Genomic DNA, 23163 nt, shown 5'->3' with positions numbered 1-23163 from the left:
ATAACGCGGTTGCCTGCCCTTGGGTAGCAAGTGTTCGCCTCGCGAGGGAGACGGCATGGCCCCGGCCCGGCGGACTCATCCCCTGGGATGGGGCAGGGTGCGACACAGGGCCCACACCTCTATCTTCTCTATGCCGCTGTGGCGCAACAGACGGCTGAGCTGGCCCGCGGTGGCCCCCGTGGTCACCACATCATCGAGCAAGGCCACGTGCCGGTATGGGTGGGGCGCCAGCGCAAAGGCGCCCTTGAGATTGCGTCGGCGCTGACCGGCGCTGAGCTGGGTCTGTTGCGGCGTGGCCCGGATGCGGCGGATCACCCCGGTGTCGAGGGGAATGCCGGTGAGGCGGCTCAGGTCGATGCCGATCTGCTGCGCCTGGTTGAAGCCTCGCCGCCATTGACGCCACCAGTGCAGGGGGACGGGCAGGATAGCCTCGGGGGGATTGTCCAGCACCAAGTGATCGGCCAGCAGCCGGGCGAGCAGGGGAGCCAGCAAGAGGTCGCCGCCATATTTCAGGCGAGGGATGAGCCAGGGGTAGGGGGCCTGATAGTCGCCTATGACTTGCAACCTATCCCAGGGGGGTGGCCGGCGCTGGCAGCGACCGCAGAGCGGCCAGGGTTGTGTGAGGGGCGCGGCGCAGAGCTGGCAGCGATGGGTGGATTGCCTGAGGCTGGCGCGGCACCAGTGACAGAGCAGGGGCTCGGTCGTGCAGGGCTGGCGGCAGAGCAGGCAGTGACCCAGCCAATCGGCGCGGGTGCCGAGCATCGGACTTGCTTTGGCGAACAGGCGCTTTAACATGCGACACCCAATAGGCTGGAGTGAGGGAGTCTGATGAGCATAGTGGTGGAGCGCCTCGGGCAGGGGCAGGATCTGGTGTTGTTGCACGGTTGGGGCATGAATGGCGCCGTCTGGCATGGGATAGTGCCCCTGCTCAGCCCCCATTTTCGGCTGCATCTGGTGGATCTGCCGGGCTTTGGCGGCAGTCCCCTTGCCGAGGGGGTCGAGTATGACCTGCCCTGGCTGGCTCGGGAGGTGGCCGCCGTGCTGCCGGCGCGGGCCCACCTGCTTGGCTGGTCCCTGGGGGGGCTGGTGGCGAGCCGCATCGCCCTGGATCACCCCGAGCGGGTGGCATCCCTGGTGACGGTGGCCAGCTCCCCCTGCTTCCTGGCCCGGGAGGAGTGGCCCGGCATAGCGCCCAAGGTGCTCGATGGCTTCATGGCTGCCCTGGGGGGGGATTTTCGCCAGACGGTGGAGCGCTTCCTCGCCATCCAGGCCATGGGCAGCGAACACGCCAGGGATGATATCCGTCAGCTCAAACAGTGGCTGGCCGAGCGGCCTGCCCCGCAATTGCCAGCCTTGACGGCGGGGCTGACCATGCTGGCCGAGGTGGATCTGCGGGACGAACTGGCGCAGCTGACGCCGCCCTGGCTGCGGGTCTATGGTCGGCTCGACTCCCTGGTGCCGAGGGCCAGCATCCCCCTGCTCGACGAGCGTTATCCCCGCAGCGAACATCAGGTGCTGGCCAAGGCGTCCCATGCGCCCTTCATCTCCCACCCGGAGACATTCGTAACCGGTTTGATGGACTGGTTTGCCAAGATGGACAAAAAATGAGCTTGTTGCTTTGATAATCGCCCCCGGCGGTGGATACTTAGCCCATCGCCAAGGAGAGCACCAGATGCAGATTGATTCCGCTTTTACCACAGGGCTGCAGGGATATCAGCGCGCCGAGCAGAGGGTCGAGGACGCCGGCACCGCCATTGCCCGCGCCACCCTCGTCCCGAGCGAGCCGCAAGCCGCTCCGGTCGAGATCACCGATGAGCTCATCAACCTCAAGCTGGGTGAGCTGCAGGCCGGTGCCTCGGCCAGGGTGATCCAGACCGCCAGCGACATGCTCGGCAGTCTGATCGACATCCGGGTCTAGGCGTCCCGGCTCCCCGGTCAGCGAACCGCCCCATGAGCCTCAACGTCACCCTTCCCCCCGGTCTGCCCACGACGCTGCAACCCCAGACGGATGCGGCGCGCAGCGACAATCGCCGCACCGAGCTGATCCCCCGGCCCCCGGAGAGCGCCGCCGCCGGGGGGAGCCAGAAGTCCGCCGGCCAGCAGGATCAGGCGAGACAGGCTCACGGCCAGGGGCCGGGACGGGAAGGGGTGGGCAAGGAGGGGGATCAGCCCTTCGGGGTGCAGCCTGGCCGGCACAGGATCGAGGAGCGTGAGTCACACTCGGGTCATGGCGACGGTCAGCAGGGGCAGGGGGAGAGGCAGGACGAGGCGGGGCGGGCTCGGGAGTCTGGGGGAGGAGCCAGAACCCAGTCGTTCGAGCCGCCCCAGACCGGATTGCAATTGCGCCCGGCCGGTCCCCCGGGGTCGGTGGCGGCCACGGGGGGCGTGTTGAATGCCTACATGGAGCTGCGCAGTCAGGCCATCGCCCGGCGTTATCGCGGCGCCAGTCGGCCTGCCGCCCCCCAGCAGCTCGAGCTGCGGATCTGACCCAGGCCATCACATTTCCGATAAACCGAAAGCCCCTCGCGGGGCTTTCGGTTTATCGGGGCTTTACTTCCTGGCCTTGGCGAAGGCGGCGGCAAAGGCATTGCCGAAGGCGCCATGCTCGGCGGGCGACTGGCCCTGGCTGGCGGGCCGTGCCGGTTTGGCCATCTTGCTCTGGGGGGGCGCGCGGCGCGGCGCCTCGCTCCTGGGCTTGCGCTCACCCGGCTCGCCCGCCTTTTGGTCGAGGCGCATGGTGAGGCTGATGCGTTTGCGCGGGGCATCCACCTCCAGCACCTTGACCCGCACCACGTCTCCCGCCTTGACCACCTCGCGGGGATCCTTGATGAAGCGGTCGGTCAGTGCGCTGATGTGGACCAGGCCATCCTGATGCACCCCGACATCGACGAAGGCGCCGAAGTTGGTGACGTTGGTGACCACCCCTTCCAGCACCATGTCGGGTACCAGATCGCTTATCTTCTCCACCCCTTCCTTGAAGGTGGCGGTCTTGAACTCGGGGCGCGGATCCCGGCCCGGCTTGTCCAGCTCCCTGATGATGTCGGTGACGGTGGGGACCCCGAACCGCTCGTCGGTATAGTCGGCAGGCCTGAGGCTGTGCAGCAGGCTGCTGTTGCCGAGCAGGGTCTCGACCTGCTGCTGGAGCCGCGCCAGGATCCGCTCCACCACGGGATAGGATTCCGGGTGGACCGCAGAGCCGTCCAGCGGGTGGCTGCCGCCGCGAATGCGCAGGAAGCCGGCGCACTGTTCGAACGCCTTGGGGCCGAGTCGGCTCACCTTGAGCAGCTGCTGGCGGCTCTGGAAGGCGCCGTGCTCGTCCCGGTAGGCCACTATGTTCTGGGCCAGGGTCTGGGAGAGGCCGGAGACTCGGGTCAGCAGCGGCACCGAGGCGGTGTTCACATCCACCCCGACCGCGTTCACGCAATCCTCCACCACGGCATCGAGCTTGCGGGCGAGCTGGCTCTGGCCGACGTCGTGCTGGTACTGGCCGACGCCTATGCTCTTGGGATCTATCTTGACCAGCTCGGCCAGGGGATCCTGCAGGCGACGGGCGATGGAGACGGCGCCGCGCAGGGAGACGTCGAGTCCCGGGAACTCCAGGGAGGCGAGTTCGGAGGCGGAGTAGACGGAGGCGCCCGCCTCGCTCACCACGATCTGCTGGGCCCTGGCCTCCGGGTAGCGCTTGAACAGCTCGGCCGTCAGGCGGTCGGTCTCGCGCGAAGCGGTGCCGTTGCCTATGCTGACCAGCTCCACCTTGTGCTTCACACACAGATCCCGCAGGGTCTTGAGGCTCTGCTCCACCTGCTTCTTGGGTTCGAACGGATAGATGGTGGCGGTGTCGACCAGCTTGCCGGTGGCGTCGACCACGGCCACCTTGACCCCGGTGCGGATGCCGGGATCCAGCCCCATGGTGGTGCGCATCCCCGCCGGGGCCGCCATCAGCAGATCCTGGAGGTTCATGGCGAACACCTTGATCGCCTCCTCTTCGGCCCGCTCGCGGATCTGGCCGATGAGTTCGGTCTCCATCTGCAGCGAGAGTTTGATCTTCCAGGTCCAGCTCACCACCCCCTGCAGCCACTTGTCGGCGGGGCGCCCCCGGACCTGGATGCCGAGCTGGTGGGCGATGATCCCCTCGCAGGGGCTGGCGTTCTCGTCGTCACCGGCGACCAGGGCCAGATTGAGTACCCCTTCGTTGCGGCCGCGCAGCATGGCCAGCACCCGGTGGGAAGGGGCCTTGTGCAATGGTTCGTCGTGCTCGAAGTAATCCTTGAACTTGGCCCCTTCCTGCTCCTTGCCCGCCACCACGCGGGCGCGCAGGGTGGCGTTGTGCCACAGGTAGTCCCGCAACCGGGCCAGCAGGGGGGCTTGCTCGGCGAAGCGCTCCATCAGGATATAGCGGGCGCCATCCAGGGCCGCCTTGGTATCGGCGATGCCCGCTTCGATATTGAGGAAGGCGGCGGCCTCCTGCTCGGGGTCCCGGGTCGGGTCGCCGAACAGGCGATCGGCCAGGGGCTCGAGGCCGGCCTCGATGGCCATCTGGCCCTTGGTGCGGCGCTTGGGTTTGTAGGGCAGGTAGAGATCTTCCAGCCGGGTCTTGGTATCGGCCTCGGCCAGTGCCCGGGCCAGCTCGGGGGTGAGTTTGCCCTGCTCCTCGATGGAGCCGAGTATGGTCCTGCGCCTCTCTTCCAGCTCGCGCAGATAGCCGAGCCGGCTCTCCAGGGTACGCAGTTGGGCATCATCGAGTCCCTGGGTCACCTCCTTGCGATAGCGGGCGATGAAGGGGACGGTGGCCCCTTCGTCCAGCAGGCGGATGGCGGCGTTCACCTGCTCGGGGCGGGCACTCAGCTCGGTGGCTATCTGTTTTTCTATGGTATGCATCTGTGCTCTCGATCCTCATGGTCACTGGCTGGCGGCTCGCGAGCCCGCCCCGCGCGGGGTTAGAATAGAACCCAAGTGGCAAGGACATGTAAAGATGAAAAAAAGCGATTATATCACCCGTGAAGGGTGGCTCGAACTGGACCGAGAACTCAAGTACCTGTGGAAGGAGGAGCGTCCCAGGGTGACACAGGCGGTCTCGGAGGCGGCGGCCCTCGGCGATCGATCCGAGAATGCCGAGTATATCTACGGCAAGAAGCGGCTGCGGGAGATAGACAGGCGCTTGCGCTTTCTCACCAAGCGGCTCGATGCCCTCACCATAGTGGATCCCAGCCCCCAGCAGGAGGGGCGGGTCTTCTTCGGGGCCTGGGTCGAGCTGGAAGACGAGGCGGGCCAGCGGGTGCGCTACCGGCTGGTGGGGCCGGACGAGTTCAACCTGGCCGAGGGCAAGCTCAGCATCGACTCCCCCCTGGCGCGGGCCCTGCTCAAGAAGCAGGTGGACGACGAGGTGGAGGTGAACACGCCCTCCGGCCTGCAGTTCTGGTATATCAACGAGATCCGCTATCGCCCCTTCGAGGCACCGGGTCAGGCCCGCACGCAATAACCGGTAACATTTTTCACCTTGGCCGGGGGCGGGGGACGACCTAGGATGAGCCCTCATGGGTAAGGAGAGGCAAGATGAGTCAGCCATACAAGGTGCTGGTGGTCGATGATGACCTCAAGCTGAGGGCCCTGCTGGAGCGCTATCTGAGCGAGCAGGGGTTCGGGGTGCGCGGTGTCGCCAATGGCGAGCAGGCCGATCGCCTGCTGGCGCGGGAAAACTTCAGCCTGATGGTGCTCGATCTCATGTTGCCGGGGGAGGATGGCCTCTCCATCTGCCGCCGCCTGCGGGAGGCGGGCAACCCTATCCCGGTGCTGATGCTCACCGCCAAGGGGGACGAGGTGGATCGCATCGTCGGCCTCGAGATGGGGGCGGATGACTATCTGCCCAAGCCGTTCAACCCCCGCGAGCTGCTGGCCCGCATCCGCGCCGTGCTGCGCCGTCACCAGGTAGAGCTGCCCGGCGCCCCCTCCGCCACCGAGAAAATGGTGAGTTTCGGTGCCTATCAACTCAACCTGGCGACCCGCGAGCTGAGCCGTGATGGCGAGCCGGTTGCCTTGACCAGCGGTGAGTTCGCCGTGCTCAAGGTGCTGGTCAGCCATCCCCGCGAGCCCCTCTCCCGGGACAAGCTGATGAACCTGGCCCGTGGTCGCGAGTACACGGCCACCGAGCGCAGCATAGACGTGCAGGTGTCGCGCCTGCGCCGCCTGCTGGAGCAGGATCCCGCCCAGCCCAGATACCTGCAGACCGTGTGGGGCCTGGGTTATGTGTTCGTGCCGGACGGGGGCAGCCGATGAGGCGTGCGACCAGCATGTTCTCTCGCACCCTCTGGTTCCTGGCCTCCGTGCTGGTGGTCTATCAGCTGGTCTCCTACCTCGCCTTCTACAATTACCTGCTGGAGCCGACGGTCAAGCAGATAAGCCATCTGCTGGCCAATCAGGTCAAGCTCATCTTCCCGGCGGAGCGCGAGGGGGGCATGCCCGAAGACGCCCAGCTCCTGGTCTATCAGGCGACCGGCATCGACATCTATCACCAGGACGAGGCCGAGCGGCACGGATTGGCCGCGGCCAAGCACTATGCCTTCCTGGAAGAGGGGATCAGCCATGAACTGGGCGGGCCCGCCAGGGTGCGGGTGGAGATCCGGGATCACTACATCATCTGGGTCCAGCCCCCCCAGGCCAGGGATGTCTGGCTGCGGGTGCCGCTCACCGAGATCGACGATGACGATATCCAGCCGCTCATCTATTACCTGACGGTGCTGCTGGCCATGATACTGTTTGCCGCCTGGTACTTTGCCCGCCAGCTGATGCGCCCCCTGGAAGAGCTGGAGGCGGGGGCCGTCGCCGTGGCCCGGGGCCAGTTCCCCGATGCCCTGGACGAGCAGGGCTCCCGGGAGCTGCGGCGCCTGACCCGCAGCTTCAACCACATGTCCCGTTCCATCAAGGAGCTGATCGAGGAGCGTAACCTGATGATGGCCGGGGTCTCCCACGACCTGCGCACCCCCTTGACCCGCATTCGGCTGGCCACCGAGATGATGTCGTCCCGGGAAGAGGGGCTCAAGGAGAGCATCAACGCCGACATAGATGAAACCAACGCCATCATCGATCAGTTCATCGACTACATCAGGCCGGCCGGCAGCGTCGAAACCCTGCCCACGGATCTGACCCGGCTGATCCACGACGTGTTGCTGCTGCAAGGGGAGCAGGGTCTGGAGCTGGAGCTGGCCCTGCCGACCGAGGCCGTGTTGGTGGAGTGTCACCCCTTGGGCATGCGACGGGTGCTCAACAACCTGTGCAGCAATGCCAAACGCTATGGTGCCAGCAGGCTGCAAGCCGAGCTGAGGGATGACGGTCACTGGGTCAGGTTGCGGCTGGCCGATGATGGCCCGGGGATCCCGGAGGCGGATCATCAGCGGGTGCTCAGGCCCTTCACTCAGGGCAATCAGGCTCGCACCGGCGGGGGCAGCGGGTTGGGGCTCGCCATCGTCGCCAAGATAGTGGCCCAGCACCATGGCACCCTCAGGCTGGGCGTCTCGGACTGGGGTGGCCTGCTGGTGGAGATCCGCCTGCCCAGGCAGCAACCCCTGGAGTGGGCCGACTGACCGCCTGGCCTCGTAGCGACCGAGCCGGCAAGCTTGGTGCGCGAATGACCCAGATAACACGGAGGGAGCCCATGGCTCCCTCCGTGCTATCTGCGGTTTCCCTCAAGACTCTGGGGCCGCCTGGCGTCGATAGCGCTTGCCATATTTGAGCTGTTGCACCAGCAGGGCCGCGATGATCAGGGTCAGGCCTATGGGGGTGGCGAGGTGGATCTCCTCGCCGATGAGCAGGTTGAGCAGTATCAGGGAGGCAAAGGGCGAGATGAAGATGAGGTTGCTCAGCGGCGCCGTATCGGTGGCGCTGCGCATGGCCATCAGCCACAAGACGAAGCCAAACCCCATCTCGAACAGGCCCACATAGATGGCGCCGGCCCATCCTTGCCAGGCCGTCATGTGAAAATCGGCCAGCCACCAGGTGGCCACCAGGATGAGCGGCAGGCTGAGCAGAAAACCGAGCAGCAGGCTGACGACGGGGTCCCCCTGATTGCGGGTGTTGAGGATCCAGTAACCGGCCCAGATCAGCGTCGAGAGCAGTGCCAGCCCGACCCCGAGGGGGCTGTCAAATTGCAGAGCGAGCAGATCTCCCCTGGTGGCGATCACCAGGGCGCCGAAGTAGCCGAGCAGGATGGCCACCCCGTCCCGGCGGCGCAGCTTCTGGCCGAGGAAGGGCACGGCCAGCAGACTCAGGCTGATGGCCCAGGTGTAGTTGAGGGTCTGTGCCTGCTGCGCCGGCAGCAGGTCATAGGCCTTGAACAGCAGCAGGTAATAGAGGAAGGGGTTGAGGGCGCCCAGGGCCAGGTAATAAAGCGGACGCTGCTTCAGGTACTGACCGAGCAGTGGCAGCTTGCCCTGCCGGATCACCAGGGCGCCGAGGGCCAGGGCCGAGGTGAGGGCGGCGACCAGCAGCAACTGCACCGGCTCGAAGTAGCGCAGGGAGATCTTGAAGGCAGTGGCCACCGTCGACCAGAGTGCAACGGCGCACAGGCCGTACTGATAGGCTTTCTGCTGACTCTTCACCATGCGGCATCTCCTTGCGTGGCCGGTTGAGGGGACAAATGGATGTTGCAGTCTATCAGCCTTGCCATCGCGCTGTCGCCGAGCAACGGGGGGTGGCCCCCTCGGAGAGCCGAGTCCTGTGGAGGATAAAAAATGCGCACTATCCCGGCCTCATGGCTTGCGCCCATTGAAAATATCCGTATAATCCTCTCCGCTTACCCATGAGGTAAGCCAGACGATATGTCTGCTGCCGAGTCGATTCGCTTGCGAGAGACCGGCCATACAGTCTCCCCGATATGGGGAGAAACGTGAAAAATCGCACCTCCGGCAGGATTAGTCCTGGTTGGGCGGTGTTGATTTATGTTCTTTTCTCTATTGGAGCTCTGTCAATGCAGAACCAAAGAATCCGTATCCGCCTGAAGGCTTTTGATCATCGCCTGATCGATCAATCCACTGCGGAAATCGTTGAAACTGCAAAGCGCACCGGCGCGCAGGTTCGCGGTCCTATTCCGCTGCCGACTCGCAAAGAGCGCTTCACCGTCCTGATCTCCCCGCACGTCAACAAAGATGCGCGTGATCAGTACGAGATCCGCACTCACAAGCGTCTGGTAGACATCGTTGAGCCGACTGACAAGACCGTAGACGCCCTGATGCGTCTGGATCTGGCAGCTGGTGTAGACGTCCAGATCAGCCTGGGTTAATTACGGAAAGAGGTTGATAACAATGACAATCGGTCTTGTAGGTCGCAAAGTGGGTATGACTCGCATCTTCACTGAAGATGGCGTTTCTATCCCGGTGACTGTTATCGAAGTTGAAGCTAACCGTGTAACTCAGGTCAAATCTGTAGAAACCGACGGCTACAACGCTATTCAGGTTACCACTGGCGCCAAGAAAGCCAGCCGTGTGACCAAGCCGGAAGCTGGCCACTTCGCCAAAGCTGGTGTTGAAGCCGGTCGCGGTCTGTGGGAATTCCGCCTGAACAACGGTGAAGCTTTCACTGTTGGTAGCGAGCTGAAAGTAGATCTTCTCGCTGACGTTAAGCTGGTAGACGTTACCGGCACATCCAAGGGTAAAGGCTTTGCTGGTACTGTTAAGCGCCACAACTTCCGCACCCAGGATATGACCCACGGTAACTCCCTGTCCCACCGTGTACCTGGCTCCATCGGTCAAAACCAGACCCCGGGCCGTGTATTCAAGGGCAAAAAGATGGCTGGTCACATGGGTGCTGAGCGTGTAACGACTCAGAACCTGGAACTGGTTCGTGTTGACGCTGAACGCAACCTGCTGCTCATCAAAGGCGCAGTACCGGGTGCAACCAACGGCAACGTGATCGTCAAACCTGCCGTCAAAGCGTAACGTCTGAGGAGATAGTAATGGAATTGGTAATGAAAGACGCCAAGAGCGCTCTTGAAGTTTCCGAGACTACCTTCGGGCGCGAATTCAACGAAGCTCTGGTTCACCAGGTCGTCGTTGCATATGCCGCTGGTGCCCGTCAGGGTACTCGTGCGCAGCTGACTCGCTCTGAAGTGTCTGGTGGCGGCAAAAAGCCGTGGCGTCAGAAGGGTACTGGTCGTGCCCGTGCTGGCTCCATCCGTTCGCCCATTTGGCGTTCCGGTGGTGTGACTTTTGCTGCTAAGCCGCAAGATCACAGCCAGAAAGTAAACAAGAAGATGTACCGCGGCGCTATCCGTAGCATCCTGTCCGAGCTGGTACGTCAAGAGCGCCTGATCGTTGTTGAGAAATTCGGCATCGAAGCGCCGAAGACCAAAGAACTGATCGCCAAGCTGAAAGAAATGGAACTGAACGACGTTCTGATCGTGACTGCTGAAGTCGATGAGAACCTGTTCCTGGCTGCTCGCAACCTGTACAAGGTCGACGTGCGTGACGTAGCCGGTATCGACCCGGTCAGCCTGATCGCTTTCGACAAGGTTCTGATGACTGCTGACGCAGTTAAGCAAATCGAGGAGATGCTGGCATGATCCGCGAAGAGCGTCTGTTGAAAGTTCTGAAGGCTCCGCATATCTCTGAAAAGAGCACCATGGTCGCCGAGAAGCAGAACACTATCGTGTTCAAAGTTGCTGTCGATGCCACCAAGGCGGAAGTCAAAGCTGCAGTTGCAAAACTGTTCGAGGTCGAAGTTGAGACCGTCCGTACCCTGAACATGAAGGGTAAAACCAAGCGCTCAGGTGCGCGCGTAGGCCGTCGTTCCGATTGGAAAAAGGCTTATGTGACCCTGAAAGCAGGTCAGGACATCGACTTCATGGGCGCAGCCGAGTAAGAGGAGTTCTCAAAAATGGCAATCGTTAAGTGCAAGCCTACTTCTCCGGGCCGCCGCCACGTCGTCAAGATCGTCAACCAAGAGCTGTACAAGGGCAAGCCCTTCGCCGCTCTGCTGGACAGCAAAAGCAAGTCCGGTGGTCGTAACAACAACGGCCGCATCACCACCCGTCATATCGGTGGTGGTCACAAGCAGCACTACCGTATCGTCGACTTCAAACGCGACAAAGACGGTATCCCGGCCAAAGTAGAGCGCCTGGAATACGATCCTAACCGTACCGCAAACATCGCCCTGGTGCTGTATGCAGACGGTGAGCGTCGTTACATCCTGGCTCCGAAAGGCCTGAAAGCTGGTGATGCAATCGCTTCTGGTGCTGATGCTGCCATCAAGGTGGGCAACGCCCTGCCGATGCGCAACATCCCGGTTGGTTCTACCGTTCACGCCGTCGAGATGAAACCTGGTAAAGGTGCCCAGCTGGCTCGTTCCGCTGGTACTTTCATCCAGATCCTGGCTCGTGAAGGTAACTATGTAACTCTGCGTCTGCGTTCCGGCGAAGTACGTAAAGTTCTGGCCGAGTGCCGTGCCACCATCGGTGAAGTCGGTAACTCCGAGCACATGTTGCGTCAACTGGGTAAAGCTGGTGCCAACCGCTGGCGTGGTATTCGTCCGACCGTTCGCGGTATGGCGATGAACCCGGTCGACCACCCGCACGGTGGTGGTGAGGGTCGTAACAAGGGCATGCAGCCTGTGTCCCCATGGGGCCAGAAGGCTAAAGGCTTCAAGACCCGTAAGAACAAGCGTACCGACAAGTACATCGTACGTCGTCGTAACAAGTAATTGTTAACATAGAGGAATCACCATGCCACGTTCTCTCAAGAAGGGTCCATTTATTGACCTGCACTTGCTGAAGAAGGTAGAGAAAGCGGTGGAAAGCGGGGATAAAAAGCCGGTTAAAACCTGGTCCCGTCGTTCAATGATCATCCCGAACATGATCGGTTTGACCATCGCTGTCCATAATGGTCGTCAGCACGTTCCGGTTTTCGTTACCGAAGAAATGATCGGTCACAAACTGGGTGAATTCGCACCGACTCGTACTTATCGCGGCCATGCTGCTGATAAGAAGGCTAAGAAGCGCTAAGGGATAAATGATGGAAGCTATCGCTAAACACCGTTATGCCCGTACTTCTGCCCAGAAAGCTCGTCTGGTAGCCGATCAAGTACGTGGTCTGTCCGTAGACAAGGCTCTGAATATCCTGACCTTCAGCCCGAAAAAGGCTGCTGCTCTGGTTAAGAAAGTGCTGGAATCTGCCATTGCAAACGCTGAGCACAACGAAGGCGCCGACATCGACGCCCTGCGTATTGCTACTATCATGGTCGACGAAGGTCCCTCCATGAAGCGTATCCGTCCTCGCGCCAAAGGTCGCGCGGATCGTATCCTCAAGCGTACCGCTCACATCACTGTGGTGGTATCCGACGCTAAGGCTGGGAGATAAGCAATGGGTCAGAAAGTACATCCTAATGGCATTCGCCTGGGTATTACCAAGCCTTGGAATTCTACCTGGTTCGCGAACACCAAAGACTTCGCTGACAACCTGTACAGCGATTTTCAAGTACGCCAGTTCCTGACCAAGGAGCTGAAAAACGCTTCCTTGTCCAAGATCACCATCGAGCGTCCGGCCAAGAGCATCCGTGTGACCATTCACACCGCTCGTCCGGGTGTCGTGATCGGCAAGAAAGGCGAAGACGTTGAGAAACTGCGCAAAGCTGTCGCCGCTATCGCTGGCGTGCCTGCTCAGATCAACATTTCCGAAGTCCGCAAGCCGGAGCTGGATGGCAAACTCGTTGCCGACAGCATCACTTCCCAGCTGGAACGTCGTGTAATGTTCCGTCGTGCCATGAAGCGCGCCGTACAGAACGCCATGCGCCTGGGTGCCAAGGGCATCAAAGTGGAAGTGTCCGGTCGTCTGGGCGGCGCTGAAATCGCGCGTACCGAATGGTACCGTGAAGGTCGTGTGCCTTTGCACACCCTGCGTGCCGACATCGACTACGCAACTTCTGAAGCCCACACCACTTACGGTGTGATCGGCGTCAAAGTTTGGATCTTCAAGGGCGAAGTTCTGGGCGGTCTGGCTGCTGTTAACGCTGCCGCTGCTCAAGAGCAAGCTCCTGCAAAGCCCAAGCGTGACAACAAGCGCCGCGCTGCTAAGTAAGGAGATTCGGTAAATGTTGCAACCTAAGCGTACTAAATTCCGCAAGACCCATAAGGGTCGTAACCGCGGTCTGGCCAACTCTGGTAACGAAGTATCCTTCGGTACCTTTGGCCTGAAGGCGACATCCCGTGGTCAGCTGACTGCTCGTCAAATCGAAGCAGCCCGTCGTGCCATGACCCGTCACGTTAAGCGTCAGGGTAAGATCTGGATCCGAGTGTTCCCGGACAAACCGATTACCGAAAAGCCCCTCGAAGTTCGTATGGGTAAAGGTAAGGGTAACGTCGAATACTGGGTATGCCCGATCCAACCTGGCAAGGTTCTGTACGAGATGGACGGTGTTCCCGAGGCTCTGGCCCGTGAAGCATTCGCCCTGGCCGCTGCTAAGCTGTCCGTTCAGACCACTTTCGTAATCAAGACGGTGATGTGATGAAAGCTCAAGATCTGCGTCAAAAGAGCGTCGAAGAACTGAACCAGGAGCTGCTGGGCCTGCTGCGTGAGCAATTCAACATGCGCATGCAAGCGTCCACCGGCCAACTGGCTCAGACTCACACTCTGAAACAAGTGCGTCGTGACGTCGCACGTATCAAGACTGTACTGACTGAGAAGGCAGGTGCGTAATGACTGACAAAATCCGTACTCTGCAAGGTCGTGTCATTAGCGACAAGATGGACAAATCCATCACCGTCGCTATCGAGCGCAAGGTAAAGCACCCGATCTACGGTAAGATCATCAAGCGCACTACCAAGCTGCACGTACACGATGAGACCAACGAGTGTAAAGCTGGCGATCTCGTGGAAATCCGCGAGTGCCGTCCGCTGTCCAAGACCAAGTCTTGGACCCTGGTCGGGATCCTGGAAAAGGCCTAATCGGTCCTTTATAGCCCAAACGGCCCCCTTTGGGGGCCGTTTGTTTTTTAGGCTACCTTTTCCAATTTTCCTGTGTTATAGTTTCGCGCCTTTTGAAGGCAGCCAGATCCCGAGAGGGATAAGAAGTAAACAAAGCGGAGCACTAAAATGATCCAGATGCAAAGTATGCTGGGTGTAGCCGACAACTCCGGCGCTCGCAGTGTAATGTGTATTAAGGTTCTGGGTGGCTCGCACCGCCGTTACGCCGGCATCGGCGACATCATCAAGGTTTCCATCAAGGAAGCCATTCCTCGCGGTAAAGTGAAGAAAGGTGATGTGTATAACGCGGTGGTCGTACGCACCCGTAAAGGCGTTCGTCGTCCGGACGGCTCAGTCATCCGTTTCGACAACAATGCGGCTGTGTTGCTTAACAACAACCAACAGCCAATCGGTACTCGTATTTTTGGCCCGGTGACCCGTGAACTGCGTAATGAGAAGTTCATGAAGATTGTGTCCCTGGCACCCGAAGTACTGTAAGGAGTCGAACGATGGCAGCTAAAATCCGTCGCGAAGACGAAGTGATTGTTCTTACCGGCAAAGACAAGGGCAAGCGTGGCAAAGTCACTCAAGTTCTGATTGCCAAGGGTAAGGTAATCGTGGAAGGCATCAACCAGGTGAAGAAACACCAGAAGCCGGTACCCGCACTGGGTCAGGCTGGCGGTATCGTCACCAAAGAAGCCCCCCTCGATGTTTCAAACGTAGCGCTGTTCAACTCTGCCACTGGCAAGGCTGATCGCGTTGGTTTCCGGATTGAAGACGGCAAAAAAGTCCGTTTCTTCAAATCCACCGGCGAACTTGTGAAGTAATTGGAGTTTAACGATGGCGAAACTGCATGATTACTACAAATCCGATGTAGTAAATGAACTGTCAAAGCAGTTCGGTTACAAGACTATCATGCAAGTCCCTCGGATCGAGAAAATCACCCTGAACATGGGTGTTGGTGAAGCGATCTCTGACAAGAAGTTGCTGGAAAATGCTGCTGCCGATATGGCTGCCATTTCCGGTCAGAAGCCGCTGATCACCAAAGCTCGCAAATCTGTTGCGGGCTTCAAGATTCGTGAAGGCTACCCGATAGGTTGTAAAGTAACCCTGCGTGGCGAGCGTATGTGGGAGTTCCTGGAACGGCTGATTTGCATCTCCGTACCGCGTATCCGTGACTTCCGTGGCCTGAACGCTAAAGCGTTCGACGGTCGTGGTAACTACTCCATGGGCGTGCGTGAGCAAATCATCTTCCCGGAAATCGACTATGACAAAGTCGATCGCGTCCGTGGTCTGGATATCACCATCACCACTTCCGCGAATACCGATGAAGAAGGCCGTGCTCTGCTGGCTGCCTTTAACTTCCCATTCCGCAAGTAAGGTTAGGGTTATGGCTAAAACATCCATGAAAGCACGTGAAGCAAAGCGTGCGAAGCTGGTAGCCAAGTTCGCCACTAAGCGAACCGAGCTGAAAGCTATCATCGTTGATATGAACGCTTCTGAAGAAGCGCGTTGGGATGCTGTCCTGCAACTGCAACAGCTGCCCCGTGATTCCAGTCCGTCCCGCCAGCGTAACCGTTGCAATATTACTGGTCGTCCGCACGGTTTCCTGCGCAAGTTTGGCCTGTCTCGCATCAAGGTGCGTGAGCATGCCATGAAGGGCGAAATTCCGGGCCTGAAGAAGGCTTCTTGGTAACGAATCTCGGGAGTTAGACTTATGAGCATGCAAGATCCGATCGCGGATATGCTGACCCGCATCCGTAACGGTCAAGCGGCGAGCAAAGTTTCGGTTTCCATGCCTTCTTCCAAGCTGAAAGTGGCTATCGCCCACGTGCTGAAAGAAGAAGGTTACATCGCTGGCTACTCCGTAGCGGGTGATGTGAAGCCGGAACTGGAAATTGAACTGAAATATTTCCAGGGCAAGCCGGTTGTAGAACTGATCCAACGCGTGAGCCGTCCCGGCCTGCGTATTTACAAGCGCACTACTGATCTGCCGAAAGTCATGGGCGGTCTCGGTGTTGCTATCGTGTCCACGTCTAAAGGTGTGATGACTGACCGTGCAGCTCGTAAAGCTTGCATGGGCGGTGAGATCATCTGCTACGTCGCTTAATAGGAGGTAGGAAATGTCTCGTGTTGCTAAGGCACCCGTCACTATTCCTGCTGGCGTAGAGGTGACTCTGAACGGTCAGGAACTGTCCATCAAAGGTGGTAAAGGTTCCCTGGTTCGTTCTATTCACGCCGGTGTAGAAGTGACCAAAGAAGACAATGTACTGAAGTTCGCCCCGCGCGACGGCTCCAATGGTGCCGACGCTCAGGCCGGTACTGCCCGTGCATTGGTCAACAACATGGTAATCGGTGTTACCCAAGGCTTTGAGCGTAAGCTGCAGCTGGTTGGTGTAGGTTACAAAGCCTCCATCAAGGGCAATGCTGTCGCGCTGGCACTGGGCTTCTCTCACCCGGTTGAGCATGCGCTGCCGGCTGGTGTGACCGCTGAATGTCCGACCGCTACAGAGATCGTTCTGCGTGGTGTGGACAAGCAGCTGGTTGGCCAAGTCGCCGCCGATATCCGTGCTTACCGCGCTCCGGAGCCCTACAAGGGCAAGGGTGTACGCTATGCCAACGAGCAAGTGCGTACTAAAGAAGCTAAGAAGAAGTAAGGTAACACTATGGACAAGAAAGCAGCTCGTCTCCGTCGTGCTACTCGTGCTCGGAAGAAGATGCAGGAACTGGGAGCTACCCGTCTGGTTGTTCACCGTACCCCGCGTCATATCTACGCGCAGGTAATCGCAGCCAACGGTTCCGAAGTTCTGGCCTCTGCTTCCACAGTAGAGAAAGCCATCAGTGAAGCAATCAAGTACTCCGGTAATGCTGATGCAGCTACCGCAGTCGGTAAGGCTATCGCTGAGCGTGCTATCGCCAAAGGCATTCAGAACGTATCTTTCGATCGTTCCGGTTTCAAGTATCACGGTCGTGTCGCCGCTCTGGCTACCGCTGCTCGTGACGCTGGTCTTCAGTTCTAAGCTAGGAGTCGAAGATGGCTAAAGTCGAATCTCAAGCCGGCGAACTGCAAGAAAAGCTGATTGCAGTAAACCGTGTTTCGAAAACTGTTAAAGGTGGTCGTATCATGTCCTTCACCGCGTTGACCGTGGTGGGTGATGGTAACGGCCGTGTAGGTTACGGTTACGGTAAGGCCCGTGAAGTTCCCGCCGCTATTCAAAAAGCGATGGAACAGGCCAAGCGTAACCTGAACAAGGTCGAACTGAACAACGGCACCCTGCACCACCCGGTGCAAGGCGTTCACTCCGGTTCCACCGTGTTCATGAAGCCGGCCTCTGAAGGTACTGGTATCATTGCAGGCGGCGCCATGCGTGCCGTGCTGGAAGTTGCCGGTATCCACAACGTGCTGGCCAAGACCTACGGTTCCACTAACCCGATCAACGTTGTTCGCGCAACTGTAGACGCTCTGGTTCAGGGTCAATCCCCGGCTCAGATCGCTGCCAAGCGTGGTCTGCGCGTTGAAGAAATTCTGGGGTAATGCGACATGGCTAACACTGTAAAAGTAACTCAAACTCGCAGCTCTATCGGCCGTCTGCCAAAGCACAAGGCGACTCTGCGTGGTCTGGGTCTGCGTCGCATTGGTCACACCGTTGAGCTGGAGGATACTCCCTGCGTACGCGGCATGATCAACCAGGTTTATTACATGGTTAAGGTGGAGGGCTAAGCATGCGTCTGAACACTCTGTCTCCGGCCCCTGGTTCCAAGTCTGTTAAGCACCGTCCGGGCCGTGGTATCGGTTCTGGTCTGGGCAAGACTGGTGGTCGTGGTGTGAAAGGTCAAACCTCTCGTTCCGGTGGCGGCAAAGTCCGCAACGGTTTCGAAGGTGGCCAGATGCCTTTGAAAATCCGTCTGCCGAAGTTCGGTTTCTTCTCTCGCAAATCTTTGGTTTCTGCCGAAGTGCGCCTGAACGAAATCGCCCTGGTAGAAGGTGATGTGGTCGATGTGAGCACTCTGAAGCAAGCCGGCGTTCTGACCAAGAACATCGTGTTCGCTAAAGTTGTTCTGTCTGGCAACATTGACCGTGCTGTGACCGTTCGTGGTCTGTCCGTCACCAAAGGTGCACGTGCAGCCATCGAGGCCGCTGGCGGTAAAATCGAGGAATAATCAGTACAATGGCTAAGAAACCAGGATTGGATGTTAAAGCGCAAGGTGGTCTGAGTGAACTGAAGAGCCGTCTGCTCTTCGTTCTCGGGGCGATTATCGTTTTCCGTGCAGGCTCTTATGTGCCTATTCCTGGTATTGACGCCGCCGTACTGGCCGAGTTGTTCCAGCAACAGAAGGGCACCATCATTGAGATGTTCAACATGTTCAGTGGTGGTGCACTCTCGCGTGCTTCTATTCTTGCGTTGGGGATCATGCCGTACATTTCGGCGTCGATCATCATCCAGTTACTGACCGTGGTTCATCCCGCTCTTGCTGAACTCAAGAAAGAAGGTGAATCCGGCCGTCGCAAGATCAATCAGTATACCCGTTGGGGTACATTGATTTTGGGAACCTTCCAGGCCATTGGTATCGCAACCGGTCTGCCGAACATGATGCAAGGACTCGTGACTCATCCGGGTTTGGGCTTCTATTTCACGGCGGTTGTGAGTCTGGTCACTGGCACCATGTTTTTGATGTGGTTGGGTGAGCAGATTACCGAGCGTGGTATCGGTAACGGCATCTCGTTGATTATTTTCACCGGGATCGTTGCCGGGCTGCCTCATGCCATTGGTGCTACGGCCGAACAGGCACGTCAAGGGGAATTGCACATCCTGCTGTTGTTGTTGCTGGGCTTGATTGTTTTCGCAGTGACTTACTTTGTGGTGTTCGTGGAGCGTGGTCAGCGTCGTATCGTCGTGAACTATGCCAAGCGTCAACAAGGCCGCCAGGTATTCGCCGCGCAAAGCACACACCTGCCATTGAAAGTGAATATGGCCGGTGTGATTCCTGCGATTTTCGCATCCAGCATCATCCTCTTCCCAGGGACCATTACCTCTTGGTTTGGTCAGGGCGAGGGCAAGGTAGCCGACATTCTGCAGCAGGTCTCTATGGTCCTGCAGCCGGGTCAGCCCTTGTATGAGATGTTGTATGCAGCAGCCATTATCTTCTTCTGTTTCTTCTACACCGCGCTGGTATTCAATCCACGCGAGACGGCAGACAACTTGAAGAAGAGTGGAGCCTTTATCCCGGGGATCCGCCCGGGCGAGCAGACAGCACGTTACATCGATAAGGTTATGACTCGCCTGACATTGGCAGGTGCGCTCTATATAACCTTTATCTGTCTGGTACCCCAGTTCTTGATGACTGCCTGGAACGTACAGTTCTACTTCGGTGGCACCTCGCTGCTGATTATCGTGGTAGTTATCATGGACTTCATGGCTCAGGTACAAACCCATATGATGTCTCATCAATATGGCGACGTCCTGAGGAAGGCCAACCTGAAGGGCTACGGCCGCTAAAGGTCGGCGTAGTTACGGAGTTAAGCAATGAAAGTTCGTGCTTCCGTTAAGGCAATCTGCCGTAACTGCAAAATCATCAAGCGTCACGGTGTGGTGCGGGTGATTTGCAGCGAGCCAAAGCATAAACAGCGCCAAGGCTAATTTTTTACGGTTAGTACTTGCAACAAATAGTTGTGCTGGCTAATATAGCCAGCCAACTTTTGTTGTGTATTGGTTGACCGCCACGTATCCGCTCACGGGCTTTGTGGTGGTCGTAATCTACTATATGTAGGAGTGAATAGTGGCCCGTATCGCTGGCATTAACATTCCTGACCATAAGCATGCAGTCATTGCTTTGACTGCGATTTATGGCGTCGGTCGTACCCGCTCCAAGGCCATCTGTGCCGCAGCCGGTATCGCTGAGAATGTGAAAATTAAAGACCTGGACGAAGCTCAGATCGAGAGTCTGCGTGAACAAGTAGGTAAATTCACCGTTGAAGGTGACCTGCGTCGTCAGATTTCCATGAACATCAAACGCTTGATGGATCTGGGTTGCTACCGTGGTTTGCGTCACCGTCGTAGCCTGCCTGTTCGTGGTCAACGTACCAAGACCAACGCTCGTACCCGTAAGGGTCCGCGCAAGGCTATCAAGAAGTAACGGGAAGGTAGAAAATGGCTAAAACTCCGACTCGTGCTCGCAAGCGCGTTAAAAAGCAAGTGAGCGACGGTATTGCGCACGTTCATGCATCTTTCAACAACACAATCGTGACCATTACTGACCGTCAGGGCAATGCTCTGTCATGGGCTACCTCCGGTGGTTCAGGTTTCCGTGGTTCCCGTAAGTCCACTCCGTTTGCTGCCCAGGTAGCTGCTGAGCGTGCTGGTGAGATCGCCAAAGAATACGGCGTGAAGAACCTGGAAGTCATGGTTAAAGGTCCGGGTCCCGGTCGTGAGTCCTCCATCCGCGCGCTGAACGCGGCTGGTTTCCGCATCACTAACATTACTGATGTGACTCCGATCCCGCACAACGGTTGTCGTCCTCCCAAGAAGCGCCGCGTGTAACGCTGGTAGCTTATTGGTCTAGGATTGTTGGAGAAAGAAGATGGCAAGATATATCGGTCCTAAGCTTAAGCTTAGCCGTCGTGAGGGCACCGACCTCTTCCTGAAGTCAGGTGTTCGTGCGATAGATTCCAAGTGCAAGATTGACACTGCTCCTGGTCAACACGGTGCGCGTAAAGCGCGTCTGTCCGACTACGGCGTGCAACTGCGCGAGAAACAAAAAGTTCGTCGTATCTACGGCGTATTGGAAAAACAGTTCCGCAACTACTACCGTGACGCTGCCCGTCAAAAAGGCAACACCGGCGAAAACCTGTTGCAGCTGCTGGAAGGTCGTCTGGATAACGTCGTTTATCGCATGGGCTTCGGTGCTACCCGCGCTGAATCTCGCCAGCTGGTGAGCCATAAGGCTATCCTGGTAAACGGTCGCGTTGTTAACATTCCTTCTTTCCAGGTTTCCCCTGAGGACGTGATCTGCGTTCGTGAGAAGGCTAAGAAGCAAGCGCGTATCAAAGCTTCCCTGGAAGTTGCTGGTCAGCGCGAGAAGCCGACTTGGGTAGAGGTTGACGCCGCTAAAATGGAAGGTGCCTTCAAGCGCCTGCCGGAGCGTTCTGACCTGTCTGCCGACATTAACGAACAGCTGATCGTCGAGCTTTACTCCAAGTAAAGCTAGCTTCTAAAGAGAGGACACAATGCTGGGTTCTGTAACAGATTTTCTTAAGCCGCGGCTAGTTGACATCGAGCAAGTTAGCCCGACTCACGCAAAAGTGACTCTTGAGCCGCTTGAGCGTGGTTTTGGTCACACGCTGGGTAATGCCCTGCGTCGTATTTTGCTGTCATCTATGCCCGGTTGTGCAGTCACTGAAGTCGAGATCGACGGCGTACTGCACGAGTACAGCAGCAAAGAAGGTGTACAGGAAGACATTCTTGAAATCCTGCTCAACCTGAAAGGTATCGCTGTGAAGCTGGAAGGCAAGGACGAGGTAACTCTGTCCCTGACCAAGTCTGGAACAGGCCCCGTTACCGCAGGTGATATCACTCACGGTGATGAAGTCGAGATTGTTAACCCGGAGCACGTAATCTGCCACCTGACTGGCGCCAATGCTGAGATCAGCATGCGTCTGAAAGTTCAGCGCGGTCGTGGTTATGTGCCTGCTTCTGCTCGTGTTCACAACGATGATGAAGAGCGTCCTATCGGTCGCCTGCTGCTGGACTCCGCGTTCAGCCCCATCGTTCGTATTGCCTACAATGTTGAGGCAGCACGTGTGGAACAGCGCACCGACTTGGACAAGCTGGTCATCGACATGGAGACCAATGGTACCCTGGATCCTGAAGAAGCCATCCGTCGTTCCGCCACTATCTTGGCCGAGCAATTGGAAGCCTTCGTGGACCTGCGCGATGTCAGCGTGCCCGAGAAGAAAGAAGAGAAGCCCGAGTTCGATCCGATCCTGCTGCGTCCTGTCGATGATTTGGAGCTGACAGTTCGTTCTGCGAACTGTCTGAAGGCAGAAGCTATCCACTATATTGGTGATCTGGTACAGCGTACCGAGGTTGAGTTGCTTAAGACTCCCAACCTCGGTAAGAAGTCCCTGACTGAGATCAAGGACGTGTTGGCCTCCCGTGGTCTGTCTCTTGGCATGCGCCTTGAGAACTGGCCGCCCGCCAGCATCGCTGACGAGTAATCCAGATTACGGGTTTCACAGATTTAGTTAGAAGGATAAGGTCATGCGCCATCGTTTGAGTGGTCGTCAACTGAACCGGAACAGCAGCCACCGTCAGGCTATGTTCCGCAACATGGCCAGCTCCCTGGTTCGTCATGAGATCATCAAGACGACTCTGCCTAAGGCAAAAGAGCTGCGTCGTGTCGTTGAACCGCTGATCACCCTTGCCAAGACCGATAGCGTTGCTAATCGTCGTCTGGCATTTGCCCGCACTCGCGACAACGCGATCGTGGCTAAGCTGTTCAATGAACTGGGCCCGCGCTACCTGGAGCGCGCCGGCGGTTATACTCGCATTCTGAAATGCGGTTTCCGTGCCGGCGACAACGCTCCGATGGCTTACATCGAGCTGGTAGACCGCCCGGCCGCTGCTGAAGCAGCTGCTGAGTGATAAAGAAAAAGCCGGGCTTGTCCCGGCTTTTCTCTTAATGGATTCTGATACTGCTTCAACTGCTTCAACTGCTTCAACTGCTTCAACTGCTTCAACTGCTTCAACTGCTTCAACTGCTTCAACTGCTTCAACTGCTTCAACTGCCTCAACTGCCTCAACTGCCTCAGTCGTATCGCATCGTTCCTTATATAGGTATTTCTTATCTTAGAGGAGACGTTCGATTTACCTGGTACCGAGATACCCCCAATCAACACTGGGGCCTGTTCTACTTATAGGAAAGTGCCGATTTAGCCTTGGTTGAGGCACTGTCTGTGGATAAGTTTGTATAAAAGCTGTGGTTGGCTATGAATAACTAAAAAAGTGCCGATTTTTGCTGTTTTATTGCGATCTAGGGCTTGCCAGAAAATTTCAGCTCCCTATAATGCGCCTCCATCGACAGGGCAAGCGGCAACGCAAACAACCTCGTCGATAGCCTCGAAAAGCCTTACAAAATAAGGCTTGACTCGAGAAGGCGGTTGAGTAGAATTCCACTCCCGCAGCAGCCAAAAGCTGCGTCGCTCTTTAACAATTTGAATCAAG

General features: G+C 58.1%; 37 protein-coding genes. 34 read left to right on the top strand and 3 right to left on the bottom strand.

What is annotated here, in order from left to right; all coding sequences use genetic code 11:
• Positions 1 to 75: 75 nt before the first annotated feature.
• The gene (locus ACW5W4_RS09775) at positions 76 to 795 is read right to left on the bottom strand and encodes a ComF family protein (protein WP_456689228.1); all 720 of its coding nucleotides are present in this window, start codon (positions 793 to 795) and stop codon (positions 76 to 78) included.
• Between the two features lie 33 nt (positions 796 to 828).
• On the opposite strand from ACW5W4_RS09775, the gene bioH reads away from it, so the two are divergent.
• From bioH to ACW5W4_RS09760, 3 genes are all read left to right on the top strand, one after another.
• The gene (gene bioH / locus ACW5W4_RS09770; protein WP_456689227.1) at positions 829 to 1608 is read left to right on the top strand and encodes a pimeloyl-ACP methyl ester esterase BioH; all 780 of its coding nucleotides are present in this window, start codon (positions 829 to 831) and stop codon (positions 1606 to 1608) included.
• A gap of 64 nt (positions 1609 to 1672) precedes the next feature.
• Positions 1673 to 1918, top strand: coding sequence for a flagellar biosynthesis protein FlgE (locus ACW5W4_RS09765; protein ID WP_427263055.1), 246 nt, complete (start codon positions 1673 to 1675; stop codon positions 1916 to 1918).
• Between the two features lie 32 nt (positions 1919 to 1950).
• Positions 1951 to 2487 carry a hypothetical protein gene (locus ACW5W4_RS09760; RefSeq protein WP_456689226.1) on the top strand — a complete coding sequence of 179 codons (537 nt, stop codon included), beginning with the start codon at positions 1951 to 1953 and terminating at the stop codon, positions 2485 to 2487.
• Positions 2488 to 2550: 63 nt separating this feature from the next.
• On the opposite strand, the gene ACW5W4_RS09755 is transcribed toward ACW5W4_RS09760, so the two are convergent.
• Complete coding sequence (locus ACW5W4_RS09755) at positions 2551 to 4878, bottom strand: Tex family protein (protein ID WP_456689225.1); 2328 nt, start codon at positions 4876 to 4878, stop codon at positions 2551 to 2553.
• Positions 4879 to 4972: 94 nt separating this feature from the next.
• Between ACW5W4_RS09755 and greB the strand changes: the two genes are divergently transcribed.
• From greB to envZ, 3 genes are all read left to right on the top strand, one after another.
• Entirely contained in the window at positions 4973 to 5479 is a 507-nt protein-coding gene (gene greB / locus ACW5W4_RS09750) for a transcription elongation factor GreB (protein WP_427263052.1), read from the top strand.
• 74 nt (positions 5480 to 5553) lie between these two features.
• On the top strand, positions 5554 to 6273 hold the full coding sequence (gene ompR / locus ACW5W4_RS09745) for an osmolarity response regulator transcription factor OmpR (RefSeq protein ID WP_456689224.1): 720 nt from the start codon (positions 5554 to 5556) through the stop codon (positions 6271 to 6273).
• A complete protein-coding gene (gene envZ / locus ACW5W4_RS09740; RefSeq protein ID WP_456689223.1) occupies positions 6270 to 7577 on the top strand; it encodes a two-component system sensor histidine kinase EnvZ in 1308 nt (435 codons plus the stop codon). Before ompR ends, envZ begins: the two co-directional genes overlap by 4 nt.
• Before the next feature lie 102 nt (positions 7578 to 7679).
• Here the strand turns inward: envZ and ACW5W4_RS09735 are convergent, their stop codons facing one another.
• Entirely contained in the window at positions 7680 to 8594 is a 915-nt protein-coding gene (locus ACW5W4_RS09735; protein ID WP_456689222.1) for a DMT family transporter, read from the bottom strand.
• Positions 8595 to 8959: 365 nt separating this feature from the next.
• Between ACW5W4_RS09735 and rpsJ the strand changes: the two genes are divergently transcribed.
• The 28 genes from rpsJ to rplQ all read left to right on the top strand — a co-directional run bounded on the left by rpsJ (position 8960) and on the right by rplQ (position 22584).
• On the top strand, positions 8960 to 9271 hold the full coding sequence (gene rpsJ / locus ACW5W4_RS09730; RefSeq protein WP_005307944.1) for a 30S ribosomal protein S10: 312 nt from the start codon (positions 8960 to 8962) through the stop codon (positions 9269 to 9271).
• A 22-nt stretch (positions 9272 to 9293) separates the two neighbouring features.
• Positions 9294 to 9926 (top strand): 50S ribosomal protein L3, encoded by a 633-nt coding sequence (gene rplC, locus ACW5W4_RS09725; RefSeq protein WP_041999225.1) that lies wholly within the window; start codon positions 9294 to 9296, stop codon positions 9924 to 9926.
• A 17-nt stretch (positions 9927 to 9943) separates the two neighbouring features.
• Positions 9944 to 10549, top strand: coding sequence for a 50S ribosomal protein L4 (gene rplD, locus ACW5W4_RS09720; protein WP_041999227.1), 606 nt, complete (start codon positions 9944 to 9946; stop codon positions 10547 to 10549).
• Complete coding sequence (gene rplW / locus ACW5W4_RS09715) at positions 10546 to 10848, top strand: 50S ribosomal protein L23 (protein ID WP_005331199.1); 303 nt, start codon at positions 10546 to 10548, stop codon at positions 10846 to 10848. Before rplD ends, rplW begins: the two co-directional genes overlap by 4 nt.
• A gap of 15 nt (positions 10849 to 10863) precedes the next feature.
• Positions 10864 to 11685 (top strand): 50S ribosomal protein L2, encoded by an 822-nt coding sequence (gene rplB / locus ACW5W4_RS09710; protein WP_005340614.1) that lies wholly within the window; start codon positions 10864 to 10866, stop codon positions 11683 to 11685.
• A 22-nt stretch (positions 11686 to 11707) separates the two neighbouring features.
• The gene (gene rpsS / locus ACW5W4_RS09705; protein ID WP_005307960.1) at positions 11708 to 11986 is read left to right on the top strand and encodes a 30S ribosomal protein S19; all 279 of its coding nucleotides are present in this window, start codon (positions 11708 to 11710) and stop codon (positions 11984 to 11986) included.
• A gap of 10 nt (positions 11987 to 11996) precedes the next feature.
• Complete coding sequence (rplV, locus tag ACW5W4_RS09700; protein WP_041999233.1) at positions 11997 to 12341, top strand: 50S ribosomal protein L22; 345 nt, start codon at positions 11997 to 11999, stop codon at positions 12339 to 12341.
• Between the two features lie 3 nt (positions 12342 to 12344).
• Positions 12345 to 13058 carry a 30S ribosomal protein S3 gene (gene rpsC / locus ACW5W4_RS09695; protein WP_005331168.1) on the top strand — a complete coding sequence of 238 codons (714 nt, stop codon included), beginning with the start codon at positions 12345 to 12347 and terminating at the stop codon, positions 13056 to 13058.
• A 13-nt stretch (positions 13059 to 13071) separates the two neighbouring features.
• Positions 13072 to 13485, top strand: coding sequence for a 50S ribosomal protein L16 (gene rplP / locus ACW5W4_RS09690; protein ID WP_005307963.1), 414 nt, complete (start codon positions 13072 to 13074; stop codon positions 13483 to 13485).
• A complete protein-coding gene (gene rpmC, locus ACW5W4_RS09685; protein ID WP_005307965.1) occupies positions 13485 to 13676 on the top strand; it encodes a 50S ribosomal protein L29 in 192 nt (63 codons plus the stop codon). The genes rplP and rpmC overlap by 1 nt, the downstream gene beginning before the upstream one ends.
• Positions 13676 to 13924 (top strand): 30S ribosomal protein S17, encoded by a 249-nt coding sequence (gene rpsQ / locus ACW5W4_RS09680; protein ID WP_005890905.1) that lies wholly within the window; start codon positions 13676 to 13678, stop codon positions 13922 to 13924. The genes rpmC and rpsQ overlap by 1 nt, the downstream gene beginning before the upstream one ends.
• Positions 13925 to 14071: 147 nt before the next feature.
• On the top strand, positions 14072 to 14440 hold the full coding sequence (rplN, locus tag ACW5W4_RS09675; protein WP_005307975.1) for a 50S ribosomal protein L14: 369 nt from the start codon (positions 14072 to 14074) through the stop codon (positions 14438 to 14440).
• A gap of 11 nt (positions 14441 to 14451) precedes the next feature.
• Complete coding sequence (gene rplX, locus ACW5W4_RS09670; protein WP_041999241.1) at positions 14452 to 14769, top strand: 50S ribosomal protein L24; 318 nt, start codon at positions 14452 to 14454, stop codon at positions 14767 to 14769.
• Between the two features lie 13 nt (positions 14770 to 14782).
• Positions 14783 to 15322, top strand: a complete 540-nt coding sequence (rplE, locus tag ACW5W4_RS09665) for a 50S ribosomal protein L5 (RefSeq protein ID WP_005331162.1) — start codon at positions 14783 to 14785, stop codon at positions 15320 to 15322.
• A gap of 10 nt (positions 15323 to 15332) precedes the next feature.
• Positions 15333 to 15638 (top strand): 30S ribosomal protein S14, encoded by a 306-nt coding sequence (gene rpsN / locus ACW5W4_RS09660; RefSeq protein ID WP_005319722.1) that lies wholly within the window; start codon positions 15333 to 15335, stop codon positions 15636 to 15638.
• Positions 15639 to 15659: 21 nt separating this feature from the next.
• Positions 15660 to 16052, top strand: a complete 393-nt coding sequence (gene rpsH, locus ACW5W4_RS09655; RefSeq protein WP_041999248.1) for a 30S ribosomal protein S8 — start codon at positions 15660 to 15662, stop codon at positions 16050 to 16052.
• Positions 16053 to 16065: 13 nt separating this feature from the next.
• Entirely contained in the window at positions 16066 to 16599 is a 534-nt protein-coding gene (rplF, locus tag ACW5W4_RS09650) for a 50S ribosomal protein L6 (protein ID WP_041999251.1), read from the top strand.
• Positions 16600 to 16608: 9 nt separating this feature from the next.
• Positions 16609 to 16962 (top strand): 50S ribosomal protein L18, encoded by a 354-nt coding sequence (gene rplR / locus ACW5W4_RS09645; RefSeq protein ID WP_005890919.1) that lies wholly within the window; start codon positions 16609 to 16611, stop codon positions 16960 to 16962.
• Between the two features lie 14 nt (positions 16963 to 16976).
• The gene (rpsE, locus tag ACW5W4_RS09640; protein WP_041999255.1) at positions 16977 to 17477 is read left to right on the top strand and encodes a 30S ribosomal protein S5; all 501 of its coding nucleotides are present in this window, start codon (positions 16977 to 16979) and stop codon (positions 17475 to 17477) included.
• A gap of 6 nt (positions 17478 to 17483) precedes the next feature.
• A complete protein-coding gene (gene rpmD / locus ACW5W4_RS09635; RefSeq protein WP_005307985.1) occupies positions 17484 to 17663 on the top strand; it encodes a 50S ribosomal protein L30 in 180 nt (59 codons plus the stop codon).
• Positions 17664 to 17665: 2 nt separating this feature from the next.
• Positions 17666 to 18103: a 50S ribosomal protein L15 gene (gene rplO, locus ACW5W4_RS09630; protein WP_041999258.1), complete on the top strand. Its 438-nt coding sequence runs from the start codon at positions 17666 to 17668 to the stop codon at positions 18101 to 18103.
• An 8-nt stretch (positions 18104 to 18111) separates the two neighbouring features.
• Positions 18112 to 19440 (top strand): preprotein translocase subunit SecY, encoded by a 1329-nt coding sequence (gene secY, locus ACW5W4_RS09625; protein ID WP_041999261.1) that lies wholly within the window; start codon positions 18112 to 18114, stop codon positions 19438 to 19440.
• Between the two features lie 27 nt (positions 19441 to 19467).
• Positions 19468 to 19581, top strand: coding sequence for a 50S ribosomal protein L36 (rpmJ, locus tag ACW5W4_RS09620; protein ID WP_005319705.1), 114 nt, complete (start codon positions 19468 to 19470; stop codon positions 19579 to 19581).
• A 139-nt stretch (positions 19582 to 19720) separates the two neighbouring features.
• Positions 19721 to 20077 carry a 30S ribosomal protein S13 gene (gene rpsM / locus ACW5W4_RS09615; protein WP_005307991.1) on the top strand — a complete coding sequence of 119 codons (357 nt, stop codon included), beginning with the start codon at positions 19721 to 19723 and terminating at the stop codon, positions 20075 to 20077.
• Between the two features lie 14 nt (positions 20078 to 20091).
• A complete protein-coding gene (gene rpsK / locus ACW5W4_RS09610; protein ID WP_005319702.1) occupies positions 20092 to 20481 on the top strand; it encodes a 30S ribosomal protein S11 in 390 nt (129 codons plus the stop codon).
• Between the two features lie 40 nt (positions 20482 to 20521).
• On the top strand, positions 20522 to 21142 hold the full coding sequence (gene rpsD, locus ACW5W4_RS09605) for a 30S ribosomal protein S4 (RefSeq protein ID WP_041999264.1): 621 nt from the start codon (positions 20522 to 20524) through the stop codon (positions 21140 to 21142).
• Between the two features lie 25 nt (positions 21143 to 21167).
• Entirely contained in the window at positions 21168 to 22157 is a 990-nt protein-coding gene (locus ACW5W4_RS09600; protein WP_005307997.1) for a DNA-directed RNA polymerase subunit alpha, read from the top strand.
• A gap of 43 nt (positions 22158 to 22200) precedes the next feature.
• Positions 22201 to 22584: a 50S ribosomal protein L17 gene (gene rplQ / locus ACW5W4_RS09595; protein ID WP_005307999.1), complete on the top strand. Its 384-nt coding sequence runs from the start codon at positions 22201 to 22203 to the stop codon at positions 22582 to 22584.
• The last annotated feature ends 579 nt before the right edge of the window (positions 22585 to 23163 follow it).

The sequence above is a fragment of the Aeromonas crassostreae genome, assembly GCF_054052445.1.
The sequence above is the reverse complement of the archived record's forward strand: the minus strand, read 5'-3'. Positions and strand labels throughout refer to the sequence as shown.